The 20,682-nt window shown below is 66.3% G+C and carries 22 protein-coding genes and 1 pseudogene; 14 read left to right on the top strand and 9 right to left on the bottom strand.

Annotated elements, in window-relative coordinates; genetic code table 11:
• Positions 1-251: 251 nt before the first annotated feature.
• Both M3677_RS12785 and M3677_RS12790 read right to left on the bottom strand, forming a co-directional pair.
• Positions 252-620 carry a hypothetical protein gene (locus M3677_RS12785; protein ID WP_251155717.1) on the bottom strand — a complete coding sequence of 123 codons (369 nt, stop codon included), beginning with the start codon at positions 618-620 and terminating at the stop codon, positions 252-254.
• A 175-nt stretch (positions 621-795) separates the two neighbouring features.
• Positions 796-2,685, bottom strand: coding sequence for an alpha/beta hydrolase (locus M3677_RS12790; protein ID WP_251155716.1), 1,890 nt, complete (start codon positions 2,683-2,685; stop codon positions 796-798).
• Between the two features lie 200 nt (positions 2,686-2,885).
• Between M3677_RS12790 and M3677_RS12795 the strand changes: the two genes are divergently transcribed.
• The 12 genes from M3677_RS12795 (at position 2,886) to M3677_RS12850 (ending at position 11,788) form a co-directional block, all read left to right on the top strand.
• Positions 2,886-3,629 (top strand): hypothetical protein, encoded by a 744-nt coding sequence (locus M3677_RS12795; protein ID WP_251155715.1) that lies wholly within the window; start codon positions 2,886-2,888, stop codon positions 3,627-3,629.
• A gap of 41 nt (positions 3,630-3,670) precedes the next feature.
• Positions 3,671-4,096 carry a PRC-barrel domain-containing protein gene (locus M3677_RS12800; RefSeq protein ID WP_251155714.1) on the top strand — a complete coding sequence of 142 codons (426 nt, stop codon included), beginning with the start codon at positions 3,671-3,673 and terminating at the stop codon, positions 4,094-4,096.
• Between the two features lie 19 nt (positions 4,097-4,115).
• Positions 4,116-4,598: an RES domain-containing protein gene (locus tag M3677_RS12805; RefSeq protein ID WP_251155713.1), complete on the top strand. Its 483-nt coding sequence runs from the start codon at positions 4,116-4,118 to the stop codon at positions 4,596-4,598.
• 141 nt (positions 4,599-4,739) lie between these two features.
• The gene (locus M3677_RS12810; RefSeq protein WP_251160734.1) at positions 4,740-5,267 is read left to right on the top strand and encodes a hypothetical protein; all 528 of its coding nucleotides are present in this window, start codon (positions 4,740-4,742) and stop codon (positions 5,265-5,267) included.
• 381 nt (positions 5,268-5,648) lie between these two features.
• Positions 5,649-6,176, top strand: a complete 528-nt coding sequence (locus M3677_RS12815; protein WP_251160735.1) for a histidine phosphatase family protein — start codon at positions 5,649-5,651, stop codon at positions 6,174-6,176.
• A 161-nt stretch (positions 6,177-6,337) separates the two neighbouring features.
• A complete protein-coding gene (locus M3677_RS12820) occupies positions 6,338-6,745 on the top strand; it encodes a hypothetical protein (RefSeq protein WP_251160736.1) in 408 nt (135 codons plus the stop codon).
• 373 nt (positions 6,746-7,118) lie between these two features.
• Entirely contained in the window at positions 7,119-8,390 is a 1,272-nt protein-coding gene (locus M3677_RS12825; RefSeq protein ID WP_251160737.1) for an MFS transporter, read from the top strand.
• 151 nt (positions 8,391-8,541) lie between these two features.
• Positions 8,542-9,120: an NADPH-dependent FMN reductase gene (locus M3677_RS12830; RefSeq protein ID WP_251160738.1), complete on the top strand. Its 579-nt coding sequence runs from the start codon at positions 8,542-8,544 to the stop codon at positions 9,118-9,120.
• A gap of 113 nt (positions 9,121-9,233) precedes the next feature.
• Entirely contained in the window at positions 9,234-9,845 is a 612-nt protein-coding gene (locus M3677_RS12835) for a GrpB family protein (protein ID WP_251160739.1), read from the top strand.
• Between the two features lie 106 nt (positions 9,846-9,951).
• Positions 9,952-10,383, top strand: coding sequence for a chemotaxis protein CheY (locus M3677_RS12840; RefSeq protein WP_251160740.1), 432 nt, complete (start codon positions 9,952-9,954; stop codon positions 10,381-10,383).
• Complete coding sequence (locus M3677_RS12845) at positions 10,380-10,697, top strand: transcriptional regulator (protein ID WP_251160741.1); 318 nt, start codon at positions 10,380-10,382, stop codon at positions 10,695-10,697. Before M3677_RS12840 ends, M3677_RS12845 begins: the two co-directional genes overlap by 4 nt.
• A gap of 131 nt (positions 10,698-10,828) precedes the next feature.
• Positions 10,829-11,788 carry an HD domain-containing protein gene (locus tag M3677_RS12850; RefSeq protein WP_251160742.1) on the top strand — a complete coding sequence of 320 codons (960 nt, stop codon included), beginning with the start codon at positions 10,829-10,831 and terminating at the stop codon, positions 11,786-11,788.
• Between the two features lie 196 nt (positions 11,789-11,984).
• Here M3677_RS12850 and M3677_RS12855 read toward each other — a convergent pair whose 3' ends face one another.
• The 3 genes from M3677_RS12855 to M3677_RS12865 form a co-directional block, all read right to left on the bottom strand.
• The gene (locus M3677_RS12855) at positions 11,985-12,422 is read right to left on the bottom strand and encodes a hypothetical protein (protein WP_251160743.1); all 438 of its coding nucleotides are present in this window, start codon (positions 12,420-12,422) and stop codon (positions 11,985-11,987) included.
• The gene (locus tag M3677_RS12860) at positions 12,419-12,601 is read right to left on the bottom strand and encodes a hypothetical protein (protein WP_251160744.1); all 183 of its coding nucleotides are present in this window, start codon (positions 12,599-12,601) and stop codon (positions 12,419-12,421) included. Before M3677_RS12860 ends, M3677_RS12855 begins: the two co-directional genes overlap by 4 nt.
• A 372-nt stretch (positions 12,602-12,973) precedes the next feature.
• On the bottom strand, positions 12,974-13,570 hold the full coding sequence (locus tag M3677_RS12865; protein WP_251160745.1) for a TetR/AcrR family transcriptional regulator: 597 nt from the start codon (positions 13,568-13,570) through the stop codon (positions 12,974-12,976).
• A gap of 124 nt (positions 13,571-13,694) precedes the next feature.
• Between M3677_RS12865 and M3677_RS12870 the strand changes: the two are divergent.
• Together M3677_RS12870 and M3677_RS12875 are read left to right on the top strand one after the other, a co-directional pair.
• A pseudogene (locus M3677_RS12870) lies at positions 13,695-14,441 on the top strand (SDR family NAD(P)-dependent oxidoreductase).
• Positions 14,442-14,961: 520 nt separating this feature from the next.
• Positions 14,962-16,218 carry an AAA family ATPase gene (locus M3677_RS12875; protein ID WP_251160746.1) on the top strand — a complete coding sequence of 419 codons (1,257 nt, stop codon included), beginning with the start codon at positions 14,962-14,964 and terminating at the stop codon, positions 16,216-16,218.
• 1,013 nt (positions 16,219-17,231) lie between these two features.
• Here M3677_RS12875 and M3677_RS12880 read toward each other — a convergent pair.
• From M3677_RS12880 to nrdF, 4 genes are all read right to left on the bottom strand, one after another.
• Complete coding sequence (locus M3677_RS12880) at positions 17,232-17,726, bottom strand: hypothetical protein (protein WP_251160747.1); 495 nt, start codon at positions 17,724-17,726, stop codon at positions 17,232-17,234.
• Positions 17,727-17,728: 2 nt separating this feature from the next.
• Positions 17,729-18,193: a hypothetical protein gene (locus M3677_RS12885; protein WP_251160748.1), complete on the bottom strand. Its 465-nt coding sequence runs from the start codon at positions 18,191-18,193 to the stop codon at positions 17,729-17,731.
• A gap of 5 nt (positions 18,194-18,198) precedes the next feature.
• A complete protein-coding gene (locus tag M3677_RS12890; RefSeq protein ID WP_251160749.1) occupies positions 18,199-19,227 on the bottom strand; it encodes a hypothetical protein in 1,029 nt (342 codons plus the stop codon).
• Positions 19,228-19,631: 404 nt separating this feature from the next.
• Positions 19,632-20,633: a class 1b ribonucleoside-diphosphate reductase subunit beta gene (gene nrdF, locus M3677_RS12895; protein ID WP_058725585.1), complete on the bottom strand. Its 1,002-nt coding sequence runs from the start codon at positions 20,631-20,633 to the stop codon at positions 19,632-19,634.
• Positions 20,634-20,682 lie beyond the last annotated feature (49 nt).

Raw genomic sequence — 20,682 nt, forward strand, 5'->3', positions numbered from 1 at the left:
CTTGCAACCTCGGCGTCGGTCCGATCACTCGATGGGCGGCCCTGGTCGAGTGGTCAGCGTTGCCGGACGGGATCGCTCCAACACGGGAACGGCTTTGTGCGCGCCGAGCTCGCGAACGTCGCCGTGCCGGTAAGGCGGTAGCCCCCGCTCCGCAGGTAGCCTCGCCTCTGCAACGGGGCGAGCCGTCCGTCAGATGCCCAGCTCGGTCCGGCTTGGAGGCGCGGGTCGATCGGGCGATCAGGTCGCTGTCGTCATTCCTGGCCTTCGAGGCTCATCTTGTCGAAGTCACCCGGGACGCAAAGCGAGCTGCCGTCGATCGTGTACCCGCGGGGATCCGCGCGGAAGTCGGACGACTCCACCGGGCCACCCCTGCCTCGAACGCCGAGGATGGGGTCCTCACCGCCGGTCTGGTACCGCTCCGTTGTGACCCCGAGCTCCTTCCAGTGCCGCTCCACCGCCTCGACGTCGGCCTTCGGGTCAGCGCTCGCTGGGCGAACCTTGGCGTAGACGTACTGCACGCCCCCTTGTCCCAGGCCGACACCACACTTCCCGAGCCCGGGGCCCTCACCGATCTCCCAGCCGTCCCCCACCACGTCGGTCGATCCCTCGACGAACGTCACGATGGACTGCTTTGCTTCTTTCGTGTTCATGCCAGACCTTTCGGTGCAACCAGTGAGAATGGTGACGGCGAGCAGCACTGCCCCGACCGACCTGACGACGGAGACGGTCTGCCGCCTACTTGACCTCACTCGAGAGTTCCTTCCGCATCAGTTCGCTTCTGCGACATCGGGGGAATCACTTCGTCAACCGTTCAGGTTGGCCCGTGGTTGCGTATGCAACGTTTTGTAGCGACTGCGTGTCCTTGTCCAGATAGCCGCCGCCGTACCATGTGTGTACGCCGTGGTCGCGAACTGGATTGAGGCCTGGCGCCCCGTCGGCGCCGAAGCTGGTCGCACCGAACTCCGGCGCAGTCGGATCCTGATGGTGATCGGAGCTGAGGCCCCGACCGACCGCCGCCCACTCGTCGCCACCCCAGTGCTCGATGATCGGCTTCGCCACTTCCGCTTGTCCGGCGTACACCCTATCGGCGTGGATGTCGTCCGCTCCGTGGATGCTGTCCGGAATCCCGGCCGACGCGATGGCGGTGAACGAATCCACGTGCACGCCCTCCGTTGTGAGTGCGTAGGACGCTGTCGTCGTGCCGTATGAGTGCCCGAGGACGTTGACCGTCGGCATTCCTCCGGCCCTCGTCGCATCAAGCCCCTTGATCGAGGCAGCCAGCTTCTCGCCGCCGGCCTTCGCGTAGTTGCTGCCGAAGACGGTGAAGCTCGCCGGAGGGACCGGCGGTGCTTCGTATCCCATCCAGGCGACGATGGCGTTCGTGGAACCACGGCCGGATGGGGTCGCCTTCGCCTGCTCGCCGTAGACGTTCTGAGCGGCGCTCGTCCAGTCGGTCATACTGCCCGTGCTCGATCCCATCCCCGGTACCGCCCACGTGACGTTGGTCGCCTCGTCGAGATCTCCGATGGACACCGCCGCCAGGGGCGGGTGGTCTGTGCTGAGCATCGTGAGCGTTCTGGTTCCGTTGCGACCGTTGGGGTTGAGAGAAGACTTGATTGATTCGAGTGCGGAGAGGTCTGCCGCGTCCTCCCGCGCCTCCGCACTGTAGACGCGATCTGGGCGACCGATGTCGTCGAGGAACTGCTTGGCGGATGCGATGCGGCGGTCGAGAACGGCGACGTTCGCGGCGCCGCGTGCCCAGTACGGAGCCCCTTCGAGGTTTCCCAGAGCAGTCAGCACCGAAGTCGGGAGGAGCGCGAGCTCCGCTGCGTCTTCCCGGGTGAGCCCGAGGTCCGACCACATCGCCGCGACCTCGGTCGGGCTCATCCCATCGGCGAAGAGGCGCTGGACACCGCGGACGAGCTCGTCGTCGATCACCTTGTCGATCCTGGCGTTCGCCAGCGATCCGCCGCTACCGGCTTGTTCGAACGCATCAGCGATGCGGTCGATCCATGCGGCATCGGCCCGGTTCTCCACGAGGAACCGATCGAATCCAGTCACGAATGTGCACCCGTCGATCTGCACCCAGGAGCACGAGACGGTGAATGCCTCCCAAGCGCTGGCAAGTGTTGCTGCCTTTCCCTCGGCGGCCGCGTCCTTGGCCCGGCTGACGGTGCTGAATTCTCGCAGTCGCGCTGGGTCGGCCGAGCTACGACCGTTTCCTGTGCCGCCCCCGGAGCGCGTGCGTTCCCGGGGTGCGAAGGCCGCGTGGATCGTCGGTGGTCGGATGGCGACCTCCGACGGTTTCGGCGCACGGATGGCGGCTGGGGGAAGGGTGGTGGTGGTATCGAGCAAGGACATCGCTGCGACGCGCTGGCGCTCACGTTCGGCGTCGTTCCAAGCTTCGAGGGCGTCCAAGCGTTCCTGTTCGGCCTGCGCAGCGGACTCGGCTTCGCGTATCTGCCCGACAAGGTCGTTCAGCACGGACGCCAGCTTGCCCCGGTCAGCTGACTCGGCCGAAGCAGACTCGGTGAACCGGTCGGCGTAGACACCGGCAAAATCAGCCGCTGCCTCCTCGACCGCAGACCGGCGGGTCCCTGACTGAGCGCGGAGCTCGTCTTCCGCCGACGTGGCCGCCCGGATGACGGCGCTCGCTGCAGCCACATCGAACTCGATCTTCCCCATGATGTCCCCCTCAGGCCCATCCCAGTCGGAACCCCGACCTCACCGGGGAGCAGCACGCTAGCGCGGGTATTCCACACATTGCGCAGCAACCGTGCGGGGTCCTCGCCGCCTTTCTGGTACCGCTCGGGCGGAACAGAGATCCTCGGCAGGCGGTCCTCAAGGTTGCGGCGCAACCGCGGACGTGCACGCTGCGCCGATGTGTGCTCGTCGAGTCGGACGCGGGTGACGAGAACAGCAGCGAGGAGGTAGCTCACCGCGTCAGCGGCACGATCCACGACAGGAGCGACTGCGTCGCGGCGGAGCCGATGACGAACAGGATGCCGAACACGGACAAGGCGGCTGCGATCGCCCAGAGATCGAGCACTCCGACCGCCTCGGACTCCGTCGTTCCGCCCGTCTCGCTAGTGTCGAGGCGTGAGGATCAGGGCGGACATGAAGACGGCACGTCGCCTGCAGGCCGACAGGATCACCGGCTCCGCGGTGTCCGTCGCTGCTGCGGCGCTCGCACTGATGGGGTGCTCCGGAGGGCCCTCCTCGGAGAACGAGCAGCCCCCGACCAGGCGAAGGACACCGTCGTCACGATCGTCGACGACACCGCCGGCGCAGTCGGCGGCACTTGGTCGGTCGCGAGCGGTCCGGCTGTCCAAGGCTGCATGCGCGACAACGGTGCACGTGGTGCCGCCTACTTGTTGACGGAGATGCGCGAACAGCGTGCAGGAGATCCCGCCGACGACGTCGCCACGGTCGAACGGCTGTGGAAGGACAAGGGCCTCTCGACCGAACGCCACGAGAGCGGAGGCACCGACCCGACGCAGGGCGTCCGGGGAACGGGCGGCCCGGCCACGAGCATCGACTTCCTCGCCGACGAACGCGGGTACAGCCTCGACGCCGTCTCCGTCTGCACCGCTGGCAATGCAGAGGAGCTCCAGCGGAACGGCGAGTGACAGACCCGCGGAGCATCAGGCACAGGGCGTTGACTACGCACATGATCACCAAGGCGAAGATCCACGAGATCGAGAACGCTCCTGTCAAGGACCGCGACGGCGCATCCGTCGGCAAGGTCGCGCAGGTCTTCCCCTCCGCCGAGGACGGCAGTGCCGCGTTCATCAGCGTCGCAACGGGACTCCTCGGGGGTCACACCGTGCTCGTCCCGGTCGAGGACGCCACGTTCGACGGCAACGACCTGCACGTCGGCTACTCGAAGAGCGCGATCAAGGATGCCCCTTCCCCAGGAGCCGGGAACACCGTGACCGACACCCAGGCGAATGCCGTCCGCAAGCACTTCGGGCTGTCCCCGGCAGGCAAGGCGACCGGCGACATGGGCGACCCGCACGAGAACCTCGACCAGGCCGGTACCGGTCCGGCGGGCGCTGACGACACCGAGGGCGCGGGAGCGACGCCGCCGGCGTGAGCCGCACCAGGATGCTTTCGTGAGCGACGACCGAGACATCTTCGCACCGGAGGTGCGCGGCACCTTCTTCCGCGCGGTGGACCCGCGCTTCCGCGCATCCGCCATCGCAGGGTCACGGTCCGCAGGCCGGTACTCACGTGCTGACGAGCCCACGCTGTACCTCAGCTCGTCGGTCGAGGGTGTGGAGGCCGCACTGGTGGCGCATCCGGACAAGCGCGCCACGGAGCCGATGATCGTCGAAGTGGGCGTGGTGGCGTCCCGGATCGTCGACCTCCGCGACCGGGCCGCTCGTTCCGAAGCCGTGGTCGACCTCGAGGACGCGACCGCTCCGTGGCAGCAGGTCGTCGCAGACGGTGGCGTCCCGGCCTCGTGGCAGGTCCGAGACCGCCTGGTGGCACTCGGCGCCGACGGCCTGATCGATCCGTCGAGGAAGCGCCCGGGCCTCTGGCACCTGGTGTTGTTCCGCTGGAACACTGACGGTGCACCGCAGGTCAGGGGCTGAGGCACCGCCGGTTGAAGCCCGTGCCGCGATCGCTCGAGCCACTGCTAACAGGTGTGCGGTATATCACGTTTGATCTTCTGGCAAGGGCCGGGCACGCTGGTCCCAGCTCGGCGAGGGGCGCCGGGGACGAAAGGTAGGATCGTGACGTCGTTCACCAACAAGAACTCCATCAAGCTCTCCATCACGTTGGCTGTCGCGGCAGGAATGTGCGCGACCGTACTCACCGCTCCTCCGGCGCATGCCACGGAGCAGGACATGCCGCTCGGATCGATCGCCACTACGAGGAGCCTCGACCACCAGGCGGCCGACCTCCAGCGAGGCCTCACCCTCATCGAGCAGATCCCGGACTCCATCCTCACCGCAGGGGATGCAGCAACGCACGAATGGCTCCGCGAGAACCACCCTGAACTGCTGACCGGTAGCCGCGCGGACGTCCTCGGCTGCGCCGGAGCCATCGCTTGGTTGATCGCTTCGACCGCCATCCCCGCTGCCAAGATCCTCAAGATCAAGCGGCTCATCAACAGTCTCGGCGGCGTTTCCAAAGCGGTGCAGTTGTTCTGGGGCGCCACCTTCAAGTGGGAGAAGATCCAGGCGCTCGGAGGGGCTGCGGCAGCGCTCGGCGCCGAGCTCCTCGGCATCTCTGCCGTGCAGCAGAAGTGCTTCTCGTGACGACGAGGACTCGCGCTCTCACGACCGTCGGCGGAGTACTGGCGGCGGCGGTGGCCCTCGCATTGTTCGGCACCGCGCCAGCGGGGATGGTGGCGCTCGCAACCTTGTGGTTCGCCGCGGCTGGCCCAGGCACGGTCGGTGCGGTCGCGGTCGATCTCCGCGGCGTTCATGTCGACCCGCGAGAGGTGCGTCGGTACCGCGAGGATCACCCGGGCACGACCATCGGTGAGGGTGCATCCGCAGTCGCTCGGCGCTGATGGCCTGGTGGCTCCGCTCACTCCGACGGCGGAGCCACCGACCTCCGGATCCCACCGCATGTTCGGCCACGGACTGAGTCGGTACGGTCGGATGATGCTGTGCACGTGGGTGTCCCATCCCGAGGTGACCGTCGACCCGACCGTCCGGATCCAGGACTGGGGTCTGTCGCCGGTCGGACGGGCCCGCGCCGCACGCATCGCGACGCTGTTCCCCCAGCCCCTCCGCATCGTCAGCAGCAGCGAGCGGAAGGCCCTGGACACCGCCGAGATCATCGCCGGACAGTCGGACTCGGAGTTCGAGGTCGACGAGGACCTCGGCGAGATGGACCGCAGCGCGACCGGCTACCTCGACCCGAGCGAGTTCGAACCGACCGTCGACGCGTTCTTCGCCGAACCGCACCGGTCCGTCCGTGGTTGGGAACGCGCGATCGACGCCCAGAGCCGTGTCGAGCGCGCGGTCCGACGCATCGCGGCACAGACGCCCGAGCGGGGCATCGTGTTCATCGCTCACGGCGGGGTCGGCGCACTCCTGCTGGCGAGCCTCCGACGCGAGCCCATCAGCCGCGCACTCGACCAGCCCGCGATGGGCAGCTCCTTCGCCTTCGACCCGCAGGACTGGACGGCGCTGTCGTCGTGGGAGCACGTCGGCTGAAGCGGGAGGCGGGGGCAGGTCCGGCGGCGGCAGATCAGGTCGAGAGCAGTACGCTGCCGTCAGGGGAACGCGAGGGGGGAACCGTGACCACAGATCATCGGGAACGAGCGACGGCCGGGCAGCTCGAGTGGCCCGCGGTGTCCTGGCCGGGGCTGCCGTAGATGGACCACAAGGACACGCGCGCAGGCCTCCCGTACGACTCATGGCCGGAGTCGGAGGTCGACGACCAGCGCACCATCGCGCAGGTCAACAGCAGCCGGAAGGCCTTCCGCATCACGGCCAGGACCGGCTTCATCATCGCGCCGGCGATGTTCCTCCTCCCGCTCGTCTACCCGCTGCTCGGCCTCGGGTGGCACTTCCTGCCGATCATCTGCATGACGGCGGCGTGGGCCGTGCTCGTCTCCGCGTGCTCGTTCGCCGCGATGACCACCACGGAGCCAGCAGGTCACCTCTGGGTGCACCAGGTGTGGGCGGTACCCGCGGCCGTCCTCGCGATGTTCCCCGGCGGCATCGCCGCCTTCGCGCTGTACGGGTCGGTCGTCGCAACGGTCTACCAGCGAACGAAGTGACGGGCTGGCGCCGCTGCACCCGCAGGACCCGCGCCTCCCGGCCCGGACCGGAGGCGCGCGAGCGCCGCTGACCCGAACGGTGTGCTGCACCAACCGTTGCTCGGTCGACGTGGACGCTGCTGACGTTCGTCGGTCTGGTCCGACGACGGGGAAGGTGGCGACGATGCCGCTCAGTGCCCCTCGTGGACTGTTCCCCACGAAAGCCGCCCCCGAGCTCGTCGGACCGCGGCCCGTCCCTCCCGGAGTCATGGCAACGCAGCACTGAGCTGACCGACACGGTCAGCCCTCCTCGCCGCGAGCGTTCTGCTCGTGTGCTCCTGCACGCCCGCGTCGCCGCTCGGCGGCGGTGCGACGACCTCACGGGAACACCTCCATGCGCTTCACCCCTGCCCGGTTCCGGGCCCCGCTCGCGAGCCTCCACGAGCACCGCTTCGTCACGTTCGCGGTCCTGACCGACACCATCGGCGCCGGCCTCACGCTGCCGCTGACGATCGTCTACTTCGCGATCACCACCGACGTGTCCCTGGCGGTGATCGGTGTCCTCTCCACCGTCGCATCGCTGGTGGCACTCCCGATCGGACTCGTCGGCGGCGTCCTCACCGACCGGTTCGGTGCCAGGGCGTCGATGGTCCTCAACAACCTGCTCTCCGCAGCGGGCTTCACGCTCTACCTCTCCGCCCACGATCCGGTGGTGATCTTCGCGGCGATCTTCCTCGCCAATGCATCCGAACGGCTCTACTGGACCTCGTGGACCGCGTACGTCCACGACCTCGCGGCGGGCCGCCCGTTCGAGCGCTGGTTCGCCTTCCTCGAAGCGACGAAGGCCGCCGCCCTCGGGGCAGGCGCGATCGTCGCTGCGGTCACCCTCGCGCACGGACACCAGGACGGGTTGCGGTGGCTGGTCCTCGCCAACGTCGTCACCAGCGTCGCAGCGGCCGTCGTGTTCGCCACGCAACGCACCGGTCATCGGACCCCGCCGGCGGCGGCACCGACGGGAGCGGGACCAGCCGATGCCTCCGGGCTGCTGCGCGCCTTCGTCGCCGACCGGTCGATGCGTCTCATCGCGCTCGGCCAGTTCCTGATCGGCCCCGCCATGCTGCTGCCGAACGTCGCGTTCAGTGTCCTGTTCATCGAGCGGTGGGGCATGTCCCCAGCGGTCGCACCCGTCCAGTTCGCCATCGCCACAGGCCTGTGCGCACTCTTCCAGACGTCCGTCACCCGGTGGGTCGCCGGGCGACGGCGCGGGACGCTCATCGCGCTCGGCGCCGTCCTCACCGCTGCGACGACGGCACCGTTGATCGTCCTTCCGCCGCTGCACGGGCCGGGCGCGTGGTCCTACGTCGTCGTGGTCGCGGTCGTGCTGGCCGCGGCGGACATGATCTCCCTGCCCGCCGCGAACGCGGTCATGGCTGCAGCTCCGCACCCACGCATCCGAGGCCGAGCGATCGGGGTGTTCCAGACCGCGAGCTCGATCGGGATGGCACTCTTCCCGCTCACCCTCGGACTGATGGACTCGCGGATGCCCTGGCTGCTGTGGCTCATCGCCACTGGTGTGTTCCTCGCCGCTGCCTGGGCCTGGCACGGAGCGGTCCGCGGACTGCCGCCCCAGGTCCAGGGAGCGGAGTCGACCGACGTCGACGGGTGAGCAGGGCTCGGCCACTCGGACGGCTGGCTGTCCTGAGGAGGCCGGCTGCGGGCGGTCGCGCGTCAGCTGGTGGCCCCGACCGGCACGAGGACGACCTGCCACGGACCGGTCGCACCACGCTCCGCCGCACCTGAATCGGTACCGTGCAGGGGTGACTCCCCTGCGTCTGCCGGTCATCTCGTGCAGCCTCGATCCCGTCAGCACCAGTCGCCGGCTGGCCGAGCGGTCGGCGTCCCTCCTGAGGGCGAACGGCCACGGGTCAGAGGTCGTCGACCTCGCAACGGCATCGCTGCCGGCGTTCGACAACGACCAGGTCTTCGACAGTGACGCATTCGATGCGCTGCACGATGTCATCCGGGAGTCCGACGGCGTGGTGCTGGCGTTCCCGATCTACAACTGGGCGCCGTCATCGGCGGTCAAGTCGCTCATCGAAGCCACCGGTGCGACGGGGGAAGGCCGGCGTGCTGCATGGTTCGACAAGGTGGTCACCTTCGTGTGCGCTGCCGGGCTCCCGCACAGCTACATGGCGACGGGCGCGCTCGCGCAGTCCCTGATGCTCGACTTCAAGTGCGTCGTCAACCCGTACACGGCGTACATCGCGGAGCGGGACTGGGAAGCGGGGACGCTCTCCGTCGACAGGGCAGCGCGTCTGGAGAAGACCATGACGGTGCACGCCGAACTCGCCGGTCTCCTCCGCGGCAGGACCTCCCTGTCGGACTGGGAGGTGTGAGTCCGACGACGGTCGCGCGGTCCACCGACCACCGGTCCCCCGGCGTGCTCGGACCCGATCACCGACCGACGATCGCCGTCCTCGGCGTGACGTCGAGGGTCCATGATGTGGCTGTGGCCACACACCCGCTCTGGCGGCCGTTCACCGCAGACGGCAACGCAGCCCGTCAGTCGCAGCGTGTCGCGTTCCGACAGGTCGACCCTGGCAGCCTCCAGGACCACGACCCACATCGGGCCGATGCGTTCGCGCGCGTACGGGACCTCGTCGCAGGTGCGCTCGGCGCCGATCACACCATCGCGCACGTCGGCTCGACTGCCGTTCCCGGGATGATCGCCAAGCCGGTCATCGACGCCGACCTGCTCGTGCCCGACCTCAGTGATGAACGCACCTGGCTCCCGGAGCTCGAGGCCGTCGGGTTCCGTCTGGTCTTCCGCGACGTGATCGCCGGTGACCCGCACCGGCAGCTCACCCTCGGCGATCCCAACACCAACCTGCACGTGTGGCAGCCGGGGGCAGCGGAGCCGCAACGGCATCGCCTGTTCGTGGAGTGGTTGCGATCCCACCCCGAGGACCGGCAGGTGTACGCGGACGCGAAGGCAGCGGCCGTGAACGCCGGCAACGGCCTGCGCTACAACGACGCGAAGGCCGCTGTCGTCCACGAGATCTACGAACGAGCCTTCGCATCGGATCCGCACCACGCCCACGACGCTCAGCCGCGGCCATGACCACCCGCAGCCGTCCGTCGCCCGTGTCGCGGTGGATTTGGCGGATCGGCAAGCACTTGCCAACATGGCAAGTCTGTGCCAGGCTGGAACCTGAGAGGGGAACACCATGGACAACCAGAACAGCATCAGCCCGGCAGAGGCGCGGACGCTCCTCGACACCGCCGATCGCCTCAGTCGACGAGCTCACGAGTCCACCCGGTGGCCGTACGTGACGTTCATCCTCGCGCTCGGCACGGTGACCTCGTTCGGGACCCTCGGGATGGGCCTGACGACCGGCTCGGCCTTCGGCCTCACCTACGTCGGCACACTCGCCGCCTTCTTCGCGTTGATCGTGTTCTTCGCGGTGTCCATCCGCGGGCGAGCGGCCTTCGCGCGGAGCCGTCGATGGACGACCTACATCGCGAGCTGGTTCGTCACCTACGGGGCTGCGATCGCCGTCGTCGCCTGGGCGCACGGATCCGTCCTGTGGTCCGGGATCACGTCCGGAGCGATCCTGGCGGTCACGATGGCCTGCGCGTCGTACGAGGCACGACGATGACGACGACGAACCAGGCACCGGTCCATCCCCGTCACCGGCTCGACGGTCACTTGCTGAACCCGGTCCGCTTCTCGATCATGGCCGCACTCGACCGTGCCACCACGCTGGGGTTCCGCGAGGTCCGCGACGCCGTCGAGATCACCGACTCGGCGCTGAGCAAGCAGGTCGCGCTCCTCGAGTCGGCGGGGTACGTCGCCGTCGGGAAGGCCTTCACGGGGAAGACCCCCCGGACGTCGCTCACCGTCACACGCGAGGGTCGGACGGCGTGGCGTGCGCACCTCGCAGCGCTCCAGGAGATCGCCGACCCGTCCTGATCCCTGCGGTCGTCGCTCGCGCGGCACGGGACGAACCTCCTGGAGCGGCCGTCCGCTCCGCTCCTGTCGGTGCGGACGACGGGGAGGCCAGAGTGCACCGAGAAGCGGTCGACACGTTGGGGAACGACGGGGTGTACTTCGACCCACTGTGGCGGATCGAGGTGCGCCTCACGGCGACCGAACAGCGTCTCCTCCGCACCTGGCCGGTGCGGCGTCTCGCCTTCATCGCCCACGCAGGAGCCGCGTCGATCACGACGGTGCAGACGTACTCTCGCCTCGAGCACTCGCTCGGGGTACTCGCACTCGTGGCCCACTTCGCGCCCGAGCACCGACCCGCACGCACCGCTGCGTTGCTGCACGACGTCGGCCACCTCCCGTTCAGCCACACGCTCGAGGGTCTCGCAGGTCTCGACCACCACGACCTCACCCGACAGCGGATCACCGCGTTGTTCGCCACCGATGCGGCACTCGGTGGCGATGCCGAGACGATCATCGCACTCGACGACGGAAGCATCCCCTCGCCGCTCACGGCGTCGCACGGCGGCCTGAAGCTGGACCACCTCGACTCGTTCCTCCGAAGCGGACAGGCCCACGGGCGCACACGATCAGCACCGCACGAACTCCTGCGACGGCTGCATCTGAGCGACGGTGCCGTCGATGCCGATCCGGTCGATGCGGTCGAACTGGCGGACCTCGCGATCAGCGAAGCACTCGCCCAGAGGAGCGCGGCGAACCTCGTGCCCGTCGCCGTCGTGCGGGGCCTGGTGGGTCGCCTCCTCGACACGGGAGCCCTCGAACCGACCGAGTTGGCCGGCATGACCGACGACGAACTGTGGTCAGTGCTCCTCTCCAGCGCCGCGACCCGTGCCGACGCAGCGTCGTTGCGACGGCATCCTCAGCGGTGGCAGCTTCGCCATCACAGCGACGACAGTTGCGGCGAACCCTTCTCGCACGTGGTCCGACGCAGCTACCTCGACCTCCCCAGGAGTGGCGGTCGCACCACCTCCGACCCGCGCGTCGCCGCCTTGCAGGGGGACCTCCCGATGTGGGTGAGCGCGAAGCGGAGCGACGATCGGACGCACGTCACCTGAGCCGAACCGCGCCCGGTGGTGGATCGGCCGTCGGACGGACCGGCTGTGCGTCTCGTGCAGCACGGGTGGGAGCCGACACGAGCCACGGGCCCCCACCGGTAGGGCATCCCGCAGATCCACGCCGCCACGACTCCCCGATCGTCGTCGCGGTCCCCGTCAGGACAGTCACCGGACGGGCTGCGGAGGAGGCTTCCGGTCAGTCCGACGACGAACGGACGAAGAGGTAGTCGGGACGTGGCACATCGAGTGATCCGCTGTAGAAACCGAGTGCTCCGTTGGTCGCGTAGCCCTGGCGCACGAAGTGGTTATCGAAGTAGAACCGGATGCCGGGCGAGTCACCGTCGGCCACCGTCCATCGTCCGGAGAAGCTCGCCGAGTCCTCGCCGTTCGCACAACCCGGAGGGCTCGTCGCAGCGTTGCCGGTTCGGCACGCGAGGTCGATCGGGATGTTGCGCGCTGTGTATGTCCGGTTCGCCGACACGGTGAGCTCCGTCGCTCGGTCGCCCTCCGCACCCTCGAGCACCCAGGTGCCGGTGTAGTCCTCCGGCTCGGGCTGTGCCATGACGGTGCAACCGGTCAACAACAGCGTCAGCACCGCGATCAACGTCGCGATGCCCGCCGAGTGTCTCGTCACCACTTCACCTTCTCCTTCCACGTGAACCGCTCCGTCACCCGCGAGAACGGCCCGTGGTCTCCAGCGGCTCGGTTCACCGCGTCGTGGTCGAGCCCGGGGATCCGCAGGGCCGAGCCGAGCGTGGTCTCGTTCGTCGCCGTGTACTCGACCACGACGGTTCCGTCGTCGCCCTTCGACACGACCCTCGCATCCACGTCGTACGTCCCGAGGGCAAGGACGTCAAGTCCGGCAGCGCGTACGCGGTCAGGTCTGTCGATCCGGTCACCGTTGTGTCCCCCATAGATACGGTGTCATCTCACTCGAAGCTAACGCAGGCTTGCCGTCCGTGCCGCTGATCCTCGAGGGGACCGGCCTGATGGATCGGAACGCCCGACTGCGGTGCTCGCATCGTGGCGAGGACCGGCTTCATCGTCGCAACGGTGATGTTCCATGCGACGGGCGGGTGCCGTCGCGGTTGCGGGATGCGCGCCTGCAGAACCGGACTGGAGGCGCGGTCGCGGTCCGTCCCGCCGCTCGCGTCGTCGCGGTGTTGCCCTGGTACAGGGCGACGATCAGTCCCAGGGACAGTCCGCGGTTCCGAGGTGCTCTGCACCCAGCGGTGTGATCGGCAGTGCCGCGAGGCTCGCGATCCCCACCTGCAGGAGCGCCGCTCGTGAGGTCCCGACGCGTCCGATCGCCCCCATCCCCTCGATGACCGCGCAGAAGTAGGTGCCGAGCGCCTCGGCGTCGGCGTCAGCCTCGACCTCGCCGGCCGCCTGCGCGTCCACGATGCAGGCCGTGTAGCCAGCGCGGATGGTGTCGAAGGCCTCGGTCACGGTGGCGGCCACCTCTGGGTCCCGAGCCGACGGCTCCACCGCCGCGCGGAGCAGCAGTGACGGCGGACCCTGCGCCGCCCCGTGCTCGACCGCAGCGGAGACCAGCTGCGTGCGGATCCGCGCGATCGGGTGCTCGGCGCTCCGCAGGACGGACTGCACGACCTCGACGGCGTCGGCGGTGTCGCTGAGGAACGCGCGCATGAAGAGTTCCTTCTTGCCCCCGAACGTGTTGTATAGGCTCTGCCGACCGAGCCCCGTCGCTGCCAGCAGGTCGTCGAGCGACGTGCCGTCGAACCCGGACTCCGCGAACGTGCGCCGGGCGCGCTCGACCACGTCGGCCTCGTCGAACTTGCGCGGTCACGGCATGCGGACTCCTCGGAAGTCGTTCTTGACCGACCAGTCAAGCACGGCGTGCCGTTCTGGACCAGGCAGTCAACAACAGGTCCAGGAGATCGTCATGACAGGGACGCTGCAGGGCAAGACCGCACTCGTCACGGGCGGAACGTCGGGCATCGGACTCGCGGTCGTACGCCGCTTCGTCGCCGAAGGAGCCCACGTCTTCGTCACCGGCCGGCGGCAGGAGGCGCTCGACGCACTGCGCGACGAGTTCGGCTACGACGTCACGCCGATCCGGGCGGACGCTGCCCAGCCGACTGACATCGCGACGGTGTTCGCCGCGGTCGCCCAGCGTGGTCGCGGCTTGGACGCCATGCACGCGAACGCCGGCGGCGGCGAGTTCAAGTCGCTCAATGCCGTTACCGCAGAGGACTTCGAGGGGACATTCGGCACCAACGTCCGCGGGACCACCCTCACAGTCCAGGGCGCGCTGCCGTTCCTCCACGAGGGGTCAGCCGTCGTGGTCACCGGTTCGACGGCTGCATCCGGCACCGAGCCGTCGTTCGGCCTGTACGGGGCATCGAAGGCCGCGATCGCGACCCTCACCCGCACATAGGCGGCCGAGCTCGCACCGCGTGGAGTCCGGATCAACACCATCGTCCCCGTGCCCACGGAGACGCCGGGGCTCGCGGGCCTCGCCCCGGGCAACCCGGACGCGCTCCTAGAGCAGATGGCGAGCGGGCTCCCGCTCGGTCGTCTCCTCCGTCCCGAGGAGGTCGCCGCCACGGTGCTCTTCATCGTGTTCGACCAGAGCTCCGAGGTGACGGGGAGCGAGCTCCTCGTCGACGGGGGCAGCAGCATCGCCTGATCCTGCCCTGCACACGATGCGCCATAGTTGTGGTGCCGACGCTAGCCCACCCTGCTCGTGGCCCACCGACTCATGGGACGAGCACAGCAGGACGCTCGACCTGCTCGCCGACAACTCGCTCGTGGATCATGACAAAGTCGGAAACAACGCGATGCTTGCGCTCGACACAAGACTCTTCCCGCGACGCTGGCAGACGGGAGCCCTGATGTCGCCCGGCCCGGAAGCTCGGTGCCGCATGTCTCGTTCGATCGACAGACCGACCTTCAAGCTCTTTCGAGACGAACTGCGGTACCGGGGCGCTTGCGTATTCGAGCGCGCTATTGAGGACCTGCGCGCAGTACCTCAATATCGGATGCGACGGGACCTCTGCAACGTCGAAGGCTTGGCGCGCGCGTCCGCGCCAAGCTCGACAACACTAGGACGGCCCGGATTCGAGCTTGAGACCAACACCACGAGGAGACAACTCGCCTGACAGTTGCGGATCCTTGGGCTCGAACAGTAAATGTGAGATGCTCAGGGAATGTTCGCACTCACGCGCTTCAACGAGGGCGGTCTCGGGTTTGATCTCGCCCCCGACAGCGAGGTCCAAGGCAGACGGGATCGCTTCACGGTTGTCATCGGCGCTAATGGATCCGGGAAGAGCCGTCTTCTACGCGCGATTGCCACATCGGCGATGACCTATTCTAGAGAAACCAACAAAGCTGCAAGCAGTGGGCCTACGCGCATTCTCGCGGTGTCGAACTTGGTCTCCGACTCATTCCCTTTCGAACCACGAGGGACAGCTGGCGCCTATAGGTATCTCGGACTTCGCCAAGCATCCAACAACATGTCAACGGGCTCCCTCCAGGATTCCATCCTCGACTCGTTGCTCGAGTATGAGCTTGAAAGTCGAAGCCTAGCAACACTAAGCCCGGTGTTTCAAGAACTCGGCTTCGACCAATGGAGCATTGCGAGCAGCAGCCGCAAGCGTCGACTTCCACTGATGAAACTGTCCGACCTTGTGGCGGAACTCGACCGATTCCAAGCCGAGCGCGCACCTACTGTAGCTGAAGAAATTGTCTCAACACTCAATGCGGCAATTTCCACCATGCAGCAGACGAACAAGGACCATAAGCCGCGGTTGATCGGCCTTTTGCAGGACCTCCGCTCGACGTACAACTTGCCAGGTGCGTTGCTTGTTAGGACTATGCGGAAGGCGACCGGAGCGACACTTCGAGTAGTGCTGCAGGCGCAGAACCAACAGAAACCCGCAGACCTCCTGAGCGCTGGGCAATCGATGCTTCTCTCAATGTGCACTCGAATCGCCGCCAACATCCACCCAGAGTCACTGGTACTTGTCGACGAACCTGAAACTGGCCTACATCCGAATTGGCAGTCCTCTTTCATCCCTTTGTTGCAATCCATGTTCCCCAACGGCACCAGTTCACACTTCTTCATTGCAACCCATTCGCCCCACCTCGTTGCCGACGCTTCAGACGTTTTGGTGCCATCTGAAACGCCAGGCTTATTTGAAGAATTCGATGAACCCTTCTACGGGCGCTCGCCAGAGAATGTCCTATACCGCGTGTTTGGTGCACGCGTGACCGGTAATTTGTTGGTCGAACGAGACCTTACAACAGTGATGTCAGCATTGAGCGCCCGATCACTTAGAGCATTCAACCCTGGATCGCCTACCGCTGATGCGCTTATGCGCCTTCGCGCAATAGCTTCCTCGGACACAATTGTTCTCAATTCCATCATCGCCGAAGTGCACAATTTTGTCGAGGACTCCAAGTGAGACGGCTCAAAAAACCTCCACGAAGCTTCAGGCTTCCGATAGCCGAGACGGTCGACAAGAATGGAGACGTTCGCGCTTGGGGCTCCAACAAGGTCACGAAGCAGTTTCGATCTGAACTCACGGCATGGTGCCTGCGGCGACACGGAGCACGCTGCACCTACTGTTCACTTCCTGTTGGAGTACGTCACCGCCGAAGCGAGGCCTTGGATCATTTCGTACCCAAAAGCAAAAGGACTGGAGTTCCCGAGTGGACCTTCGAACTCTACAACCTATTTCTGAGTTGCGAGAGTTGCAACTCAAAGATGAAGAAGGCGGGAAACCCTCTCGCGAGCGGGCCGAGGTCACCGTACAGGCGCGCGACCTTCCGTCTTTACCACCCGTATTTGGATCATTTGAAAGACCATATCGAGGGAGGCTACCGCGGCGGCAGGGATACGCCTACCACACCAAAGTGGCACTCCCTGAAGGGCCGGCGAACGATTCACCTGTTCGATCTGACAAACCCTACTTTACGTAGCACCTGGGAAGGTGAAAGTCTCGCCGCCCACATCGAGCATAAACGGAAAGGTTGGAACGGATCGGAAGAAGCTCTCGTTGACGCTGCTCTAGTCGAACTCAGAGTAAGGAGGGGAACAATGTGAAGGACGCCACGCCCAACGGCACGAGGCAGCACATCCGGAACACACAGAGTGCGATTAAGGGCGCGTGTTCCCCGGATCCGGGAACACGGTTTCCAGGCTGTTGCCCGCCGACAGGACGACCGGCCGACGGGCACGCGAGCACACGGGCACACGGGCACACGGGCAGCTATTGAAGACCCACACAAAAACCTCAACCGATCCCTTAAGGTCCGGCGGGCGCAATGACACCGAGGGCCTGCGTTTAGCCGGCCCGACAATCGCCCGTACTCGCGGGGACCAGCTTCCAGATCAAACGATTTGACTTAGTTCGATCCCACCCTGCCGACTACCTTCAGAGATACCGCCGCGCACGGCTAGCGTGGCGTGTCAATCTCATCGCATTGCTGAGACGAGGCGAGTGAGGGCGTCATCGCTTTCTGACCTGTCGAAGCGTTGTCCGATCGGAACTTGGTCACCCCGGCGGATTGGCGCGGTGTTCCAGGCACTTGTCATAGCGGTTCCGGCTTCACGTCGAGCGGCGGCGACGAAATCCATGTAGATGAGCGCAACGTCCTTTGGTGCATACACGCGGAGCATAGCCTTGTAGTAAGCGATGCGTGACTGTATGTCACTGATGTGTGCGGTGATCTCGCGTATTGCGGTCTTGTTCTCTTCACGCCGGAGCACGATGAAGGGCTGTTCGAGGTAGTCCTCGACAGCACGAATTGCATCGCTGTATATCGCGGCGCGACGTTCGTTGCGGGCTGCGGTCTGCTGGACGAGGTATCCGATGGCCACAACGAGTGCGCCGAGGACGGCGGCGGCAATCGTCGCTGCGCCGTCGCCGAGGATCCATGGTTGTTCCGTTGCCGGTGTCGTCGAGTGCATAGTCAATCCGTCTCGATCTGCGGGCGGGGGTCATCGCGGAGGTCGGGATCGCCATGGGTGACCTCTGGCCCGATCCACTCGGCGGTTCGCCGCCACCAGGCTTCCTTGATCAGGTGCACGGCGACGCGGGTAATGAGGTCGGCTGCGCCGTCGGAGGGCACCCACCGGACATGTCGCGGATCATCCGGGTGCCACATGCACAATGTGCCGTCGCTGTATCGGTGCGGGGACTGCTTGGGTCCGTCGACACTGACGCGTGGCGTGTCTGGGCTGTGCTGCGAGAACTGGATGCAGACCTGCCGGGCCGGAAGGCCGTCAGGGTGCAGCGCGAGGTGGATGTGAAAACCGCCGGGGTACTGCTTGGTGGCGGGGTGGGTGGTGGCGCCAACCGCCTTGAGCTCGTAGAGAAACCGGATGCGCGGTGCCGGGGCGGCAAACCACGGCGGTGGACGCCATGCTGTGCGCACTGCCGTTACCGATGGCCGCCATATGCACGGGCGGTTGTCGCGCCGAGGGTGCTGGCCGCCACAGGAACGCCGATACTGGCCGCGATCGTCGTAGAGCGTACCTTTTGCGCGGCGACGGCCAAGTCCGCTGATGCGGAGCCGGCGGGAACGTCCAGGTATCTGAAGAACACTGCGGCGAGGGCTTCGTGTACGTCGGCATTGGCCTCGCCATTCAGCGCGTCCTGCATGTTGTCAGCCGCGGTGCGCAAACGCTTCGCCATGAGGTGAGTGGCGATTTCAAGATGCAGATCGGCGGAGACGCCGGCAGGATCCGTAGTGGGGTCGCCGTCCTCCAGCCGAGTGGCTGCCTGGTCGAAGAGAGCGCGCAATCCCTTCGCGACGCCGTGCCCCGGTTGGACAAACTCGTACGCCCAGACGGAGATCTCAAAGGATGACGCTCCTGGGGTGGTCCACTGCTTGTTCCAGGCCTTCGCCAACCGCGTGATCTTGCGTCGAGTAGAGCGGAACTCGGCCGCGCTGTCGTTGAACAGGTCCCGGTGGCGCTCCGGGTCAGACGCGTCCCAGGTGTCGTCGTCGAGGTTCGGAATCCAGATGCCGTCACCGTTCTTCCTGGTCAACGCTACGACCAGGTCAACTGTGGGGTCAGTGCCGTCCTGGAGGGGGTCGTGGAAGTACACCTTCGGGCCGCGCTTCGAAGTACCGACGGTGGCGTTCGGGTAAGTCTCTCGAATGAGCGGTCCGAGGTGGACACGCATTTCCTCAACGATGTCCCCGGGAGTTTCCTCCCCGGTGCCCTCGGGTCCCAGCCTGGGGTAGTGGTTCCGGTTGAGGACGACACCGCCGTCCCCATCGGTCACCGGCTGATTCATGGTGTGGACCGCGAGCGAGCCGCTGCGGTAAGTCCGCAGCGCCCCGTAGAAGGTGTTTGCCTTGGCACGGACCAGCGCCAGCCGCGTCCGAGTCTCAGCGAGTGCGCTGTCGTCGGCTTCTATCTGATCCCGGACTGTATCCAGGAGGTCACTGAGGTGAGTCATCTGCTGCAGTACCGTTCTCCCCTGATGGGGTTCAGGTTGGCAAGGACGACGCCGTAGCTTCGCGCTGCGGTCTGCGATGCAGTGCGGTGTCAACCCTGTCGGTCATGTCCTTCACATACCAGTGGCAGCAGATCCTGTTCGTCGCGGTTGGTACTTGCGATTCGCGTCTGAGCGTTCGAGCCCGTAAGGTTGAGGCGTCTCTCCAAAGGCACCCAGCCCCGATCTGCTGTGCAGCTCCGTTCTGCATTGCTGCAGCTCGGGGCTGTTCTTGTGTCCCAGGTCACCCTTCCTCTATTGACTGCCGTTCTCGTCGTCTCAACTACGAGCATGAAAGTCATGTCGGCGATTGAATCGTTCACCCGCCAGCCGAAGCCAGCGGGGCGCTCCTACAAGTCAGTTCGGGATCAGAAGTCCCAGTCCTCGTCCTCCGTCACGACGGCCTTGCCGATCACGTACGACGACCCCGACCCCGAGAAGAAGTCGTGGTTCTCGTCCGCGTTGGGCGACAGCGCCGACAGGATCGCCGGGTTCACGTCCGTCGTCTCCTTGGGGAACATCGGCTCGTAGCCCAGGTTCATCAGCGCCTTGTTGGCGTTGTAGTGCAGGAACTTCTTGACGTCCTCGGTCAGCCCGACACCGTCGTAGAGGTCCTGCGTGTACTGCACCTCGTTCTCGTAGAGCTCGAAGAGCAGGTTGAACGTGTAGTCCTTGATCTCCTGCTTGCGCTCCTCGGAAGCGCCCTCGAGGCCCTTCTGGAACTTGTACCCGATGTAGTACCCGTGCACGGCCTCGTCGCGGATGATCAGGCGGATCAGGTCGGCGGTGTTGGTGAGCTTCGCCCGGCTGGACCAGTACATCGGCAGGTAGAAGCCGGAGTAGAACAGGAACGACTCGAGCAGCGTCGAGGCGACCTTGCGCTTCAGGGGGTCGTCACCCGTGTAGTAGTCGAGGACGATCTGGGCCTTCTTCTGCAGGTTTGGGTTCTCCGTGGACCAGCGGAAGGCGTCGTCGATCTCCGGCGTCGAGGCGAGCGTCGAGAAGATCGACGAGTAGCTCTTCGCGTGGACCGACTCCATGAACGCGATGTTCGTGTAGACGGCCTCTTCGTGCGGGGTGATCGCGTCCGGGATCAGGCTGATCGCGCCGACGGTGCCCTGGATCGTGTCGAGCAGCGTCAGGCCGGTGAAGACCCGCATGGTGAGCTGCTGCTCCTCCGGCGTGAGCGTGTTCCACGACTGCACGTCGTTCGACAGCGGCACCTTCTCGGGCAGCCAGAAGTTGTTGACCAGCCGGTTCCAGACCTCGACGTCCTTGTCGTCCTGGATGCGGTTCCAGTTGATGGCACTGACCGCGCTGATCAGCGGGATGGACTTGCCCGTGGCGTGGACCGGGTCGGTGAGGGTCATGGCTTTCTTCCGGGTGGTGGTGGACAGGACGATCGGACGGACTGGAGGC

It is taken from the genome of Curtobacterium sp. P97 (assembly GCF_023712445.1).
Lineage (GTDB): Bacteria > Actinomycetota > Actinomycetes > Actinomycetales > Microbacteriaceae > Curtobacterium.

Excerpts from the sequence above, each read along its gene's own strand:
- M3677_RS12790 (WP_251155716.1), bottom strand. The coding sequence starts at position 2,685 with ATGGGGAAGATCGAGTTCGATGTGGCTGCAGCGAGCGCCGTCATCCGG.
- M3677_RS12800 (WP_251155714.1), top strand. The coding sequence starts at position 3,671 with ATGATCACCAAGGCGAAGATCCACGAGATCGAGAACGCTCCTGTCAAG.
- M3677_RS12820 (WP_251160736.1), top strand. The coding sequence starts at position 6,338 with ATGGACCACAAGGACACGCGCGCAGGCCTCCCGTACGACTCATGGCCG.
- M3677_RS12825 (WP_251160737.1), top strand. The coding sequence starts at position 7,119 with ATGCGCTTCACCCCTGCCCGGTTCCGGGCCCCGCTCGCGAGCCTCCAC.
- M3677_RS12840 (WP_251160740.1), top strand. The coding sequence starts at position 9,952 with ATGGACAACCAGAACAGCATCAGCCCGGCAGAGGCGCGGACGCTCCTC.
- M3677_RS12845 (WP_251160741.1), top strand. The coding sequence starts at position 10,380 with ATGACGACGACGAACCAGGCACCGGTCCATCCCCGTCACCGGCTCGAC.
- M3677_RS12875 (WP_251160746.1), top strand. The coding sequence starts at position 14,962 with ATGTTCGCACTCACGCGCTTCAACGAGGGCGGTCTCGGGTTTGATCTC.
- M3677_RS12880 (WP_251160747.1), bottom strand. The coding sequence starts at position 17,726 with ATGCACTCGACGACACCGGCAACGGAACAACCATGGATCCTCGGCGAC.
- M3677_RS12890 (WP_251160749.1), bottom strand. The coding sequence starts at position 19,227 with ATGACTCACCTCAGTGACCTCCTGGATACAGTCCGGGATCAGATAGAA.
- nrdF (WP_058725585.1), bottom strand. The coding sequence starts at position 20,633 with ATGACCCTCACCGACCCGGTCCACGCCACGGGCAAGTCCATCCCGCTG.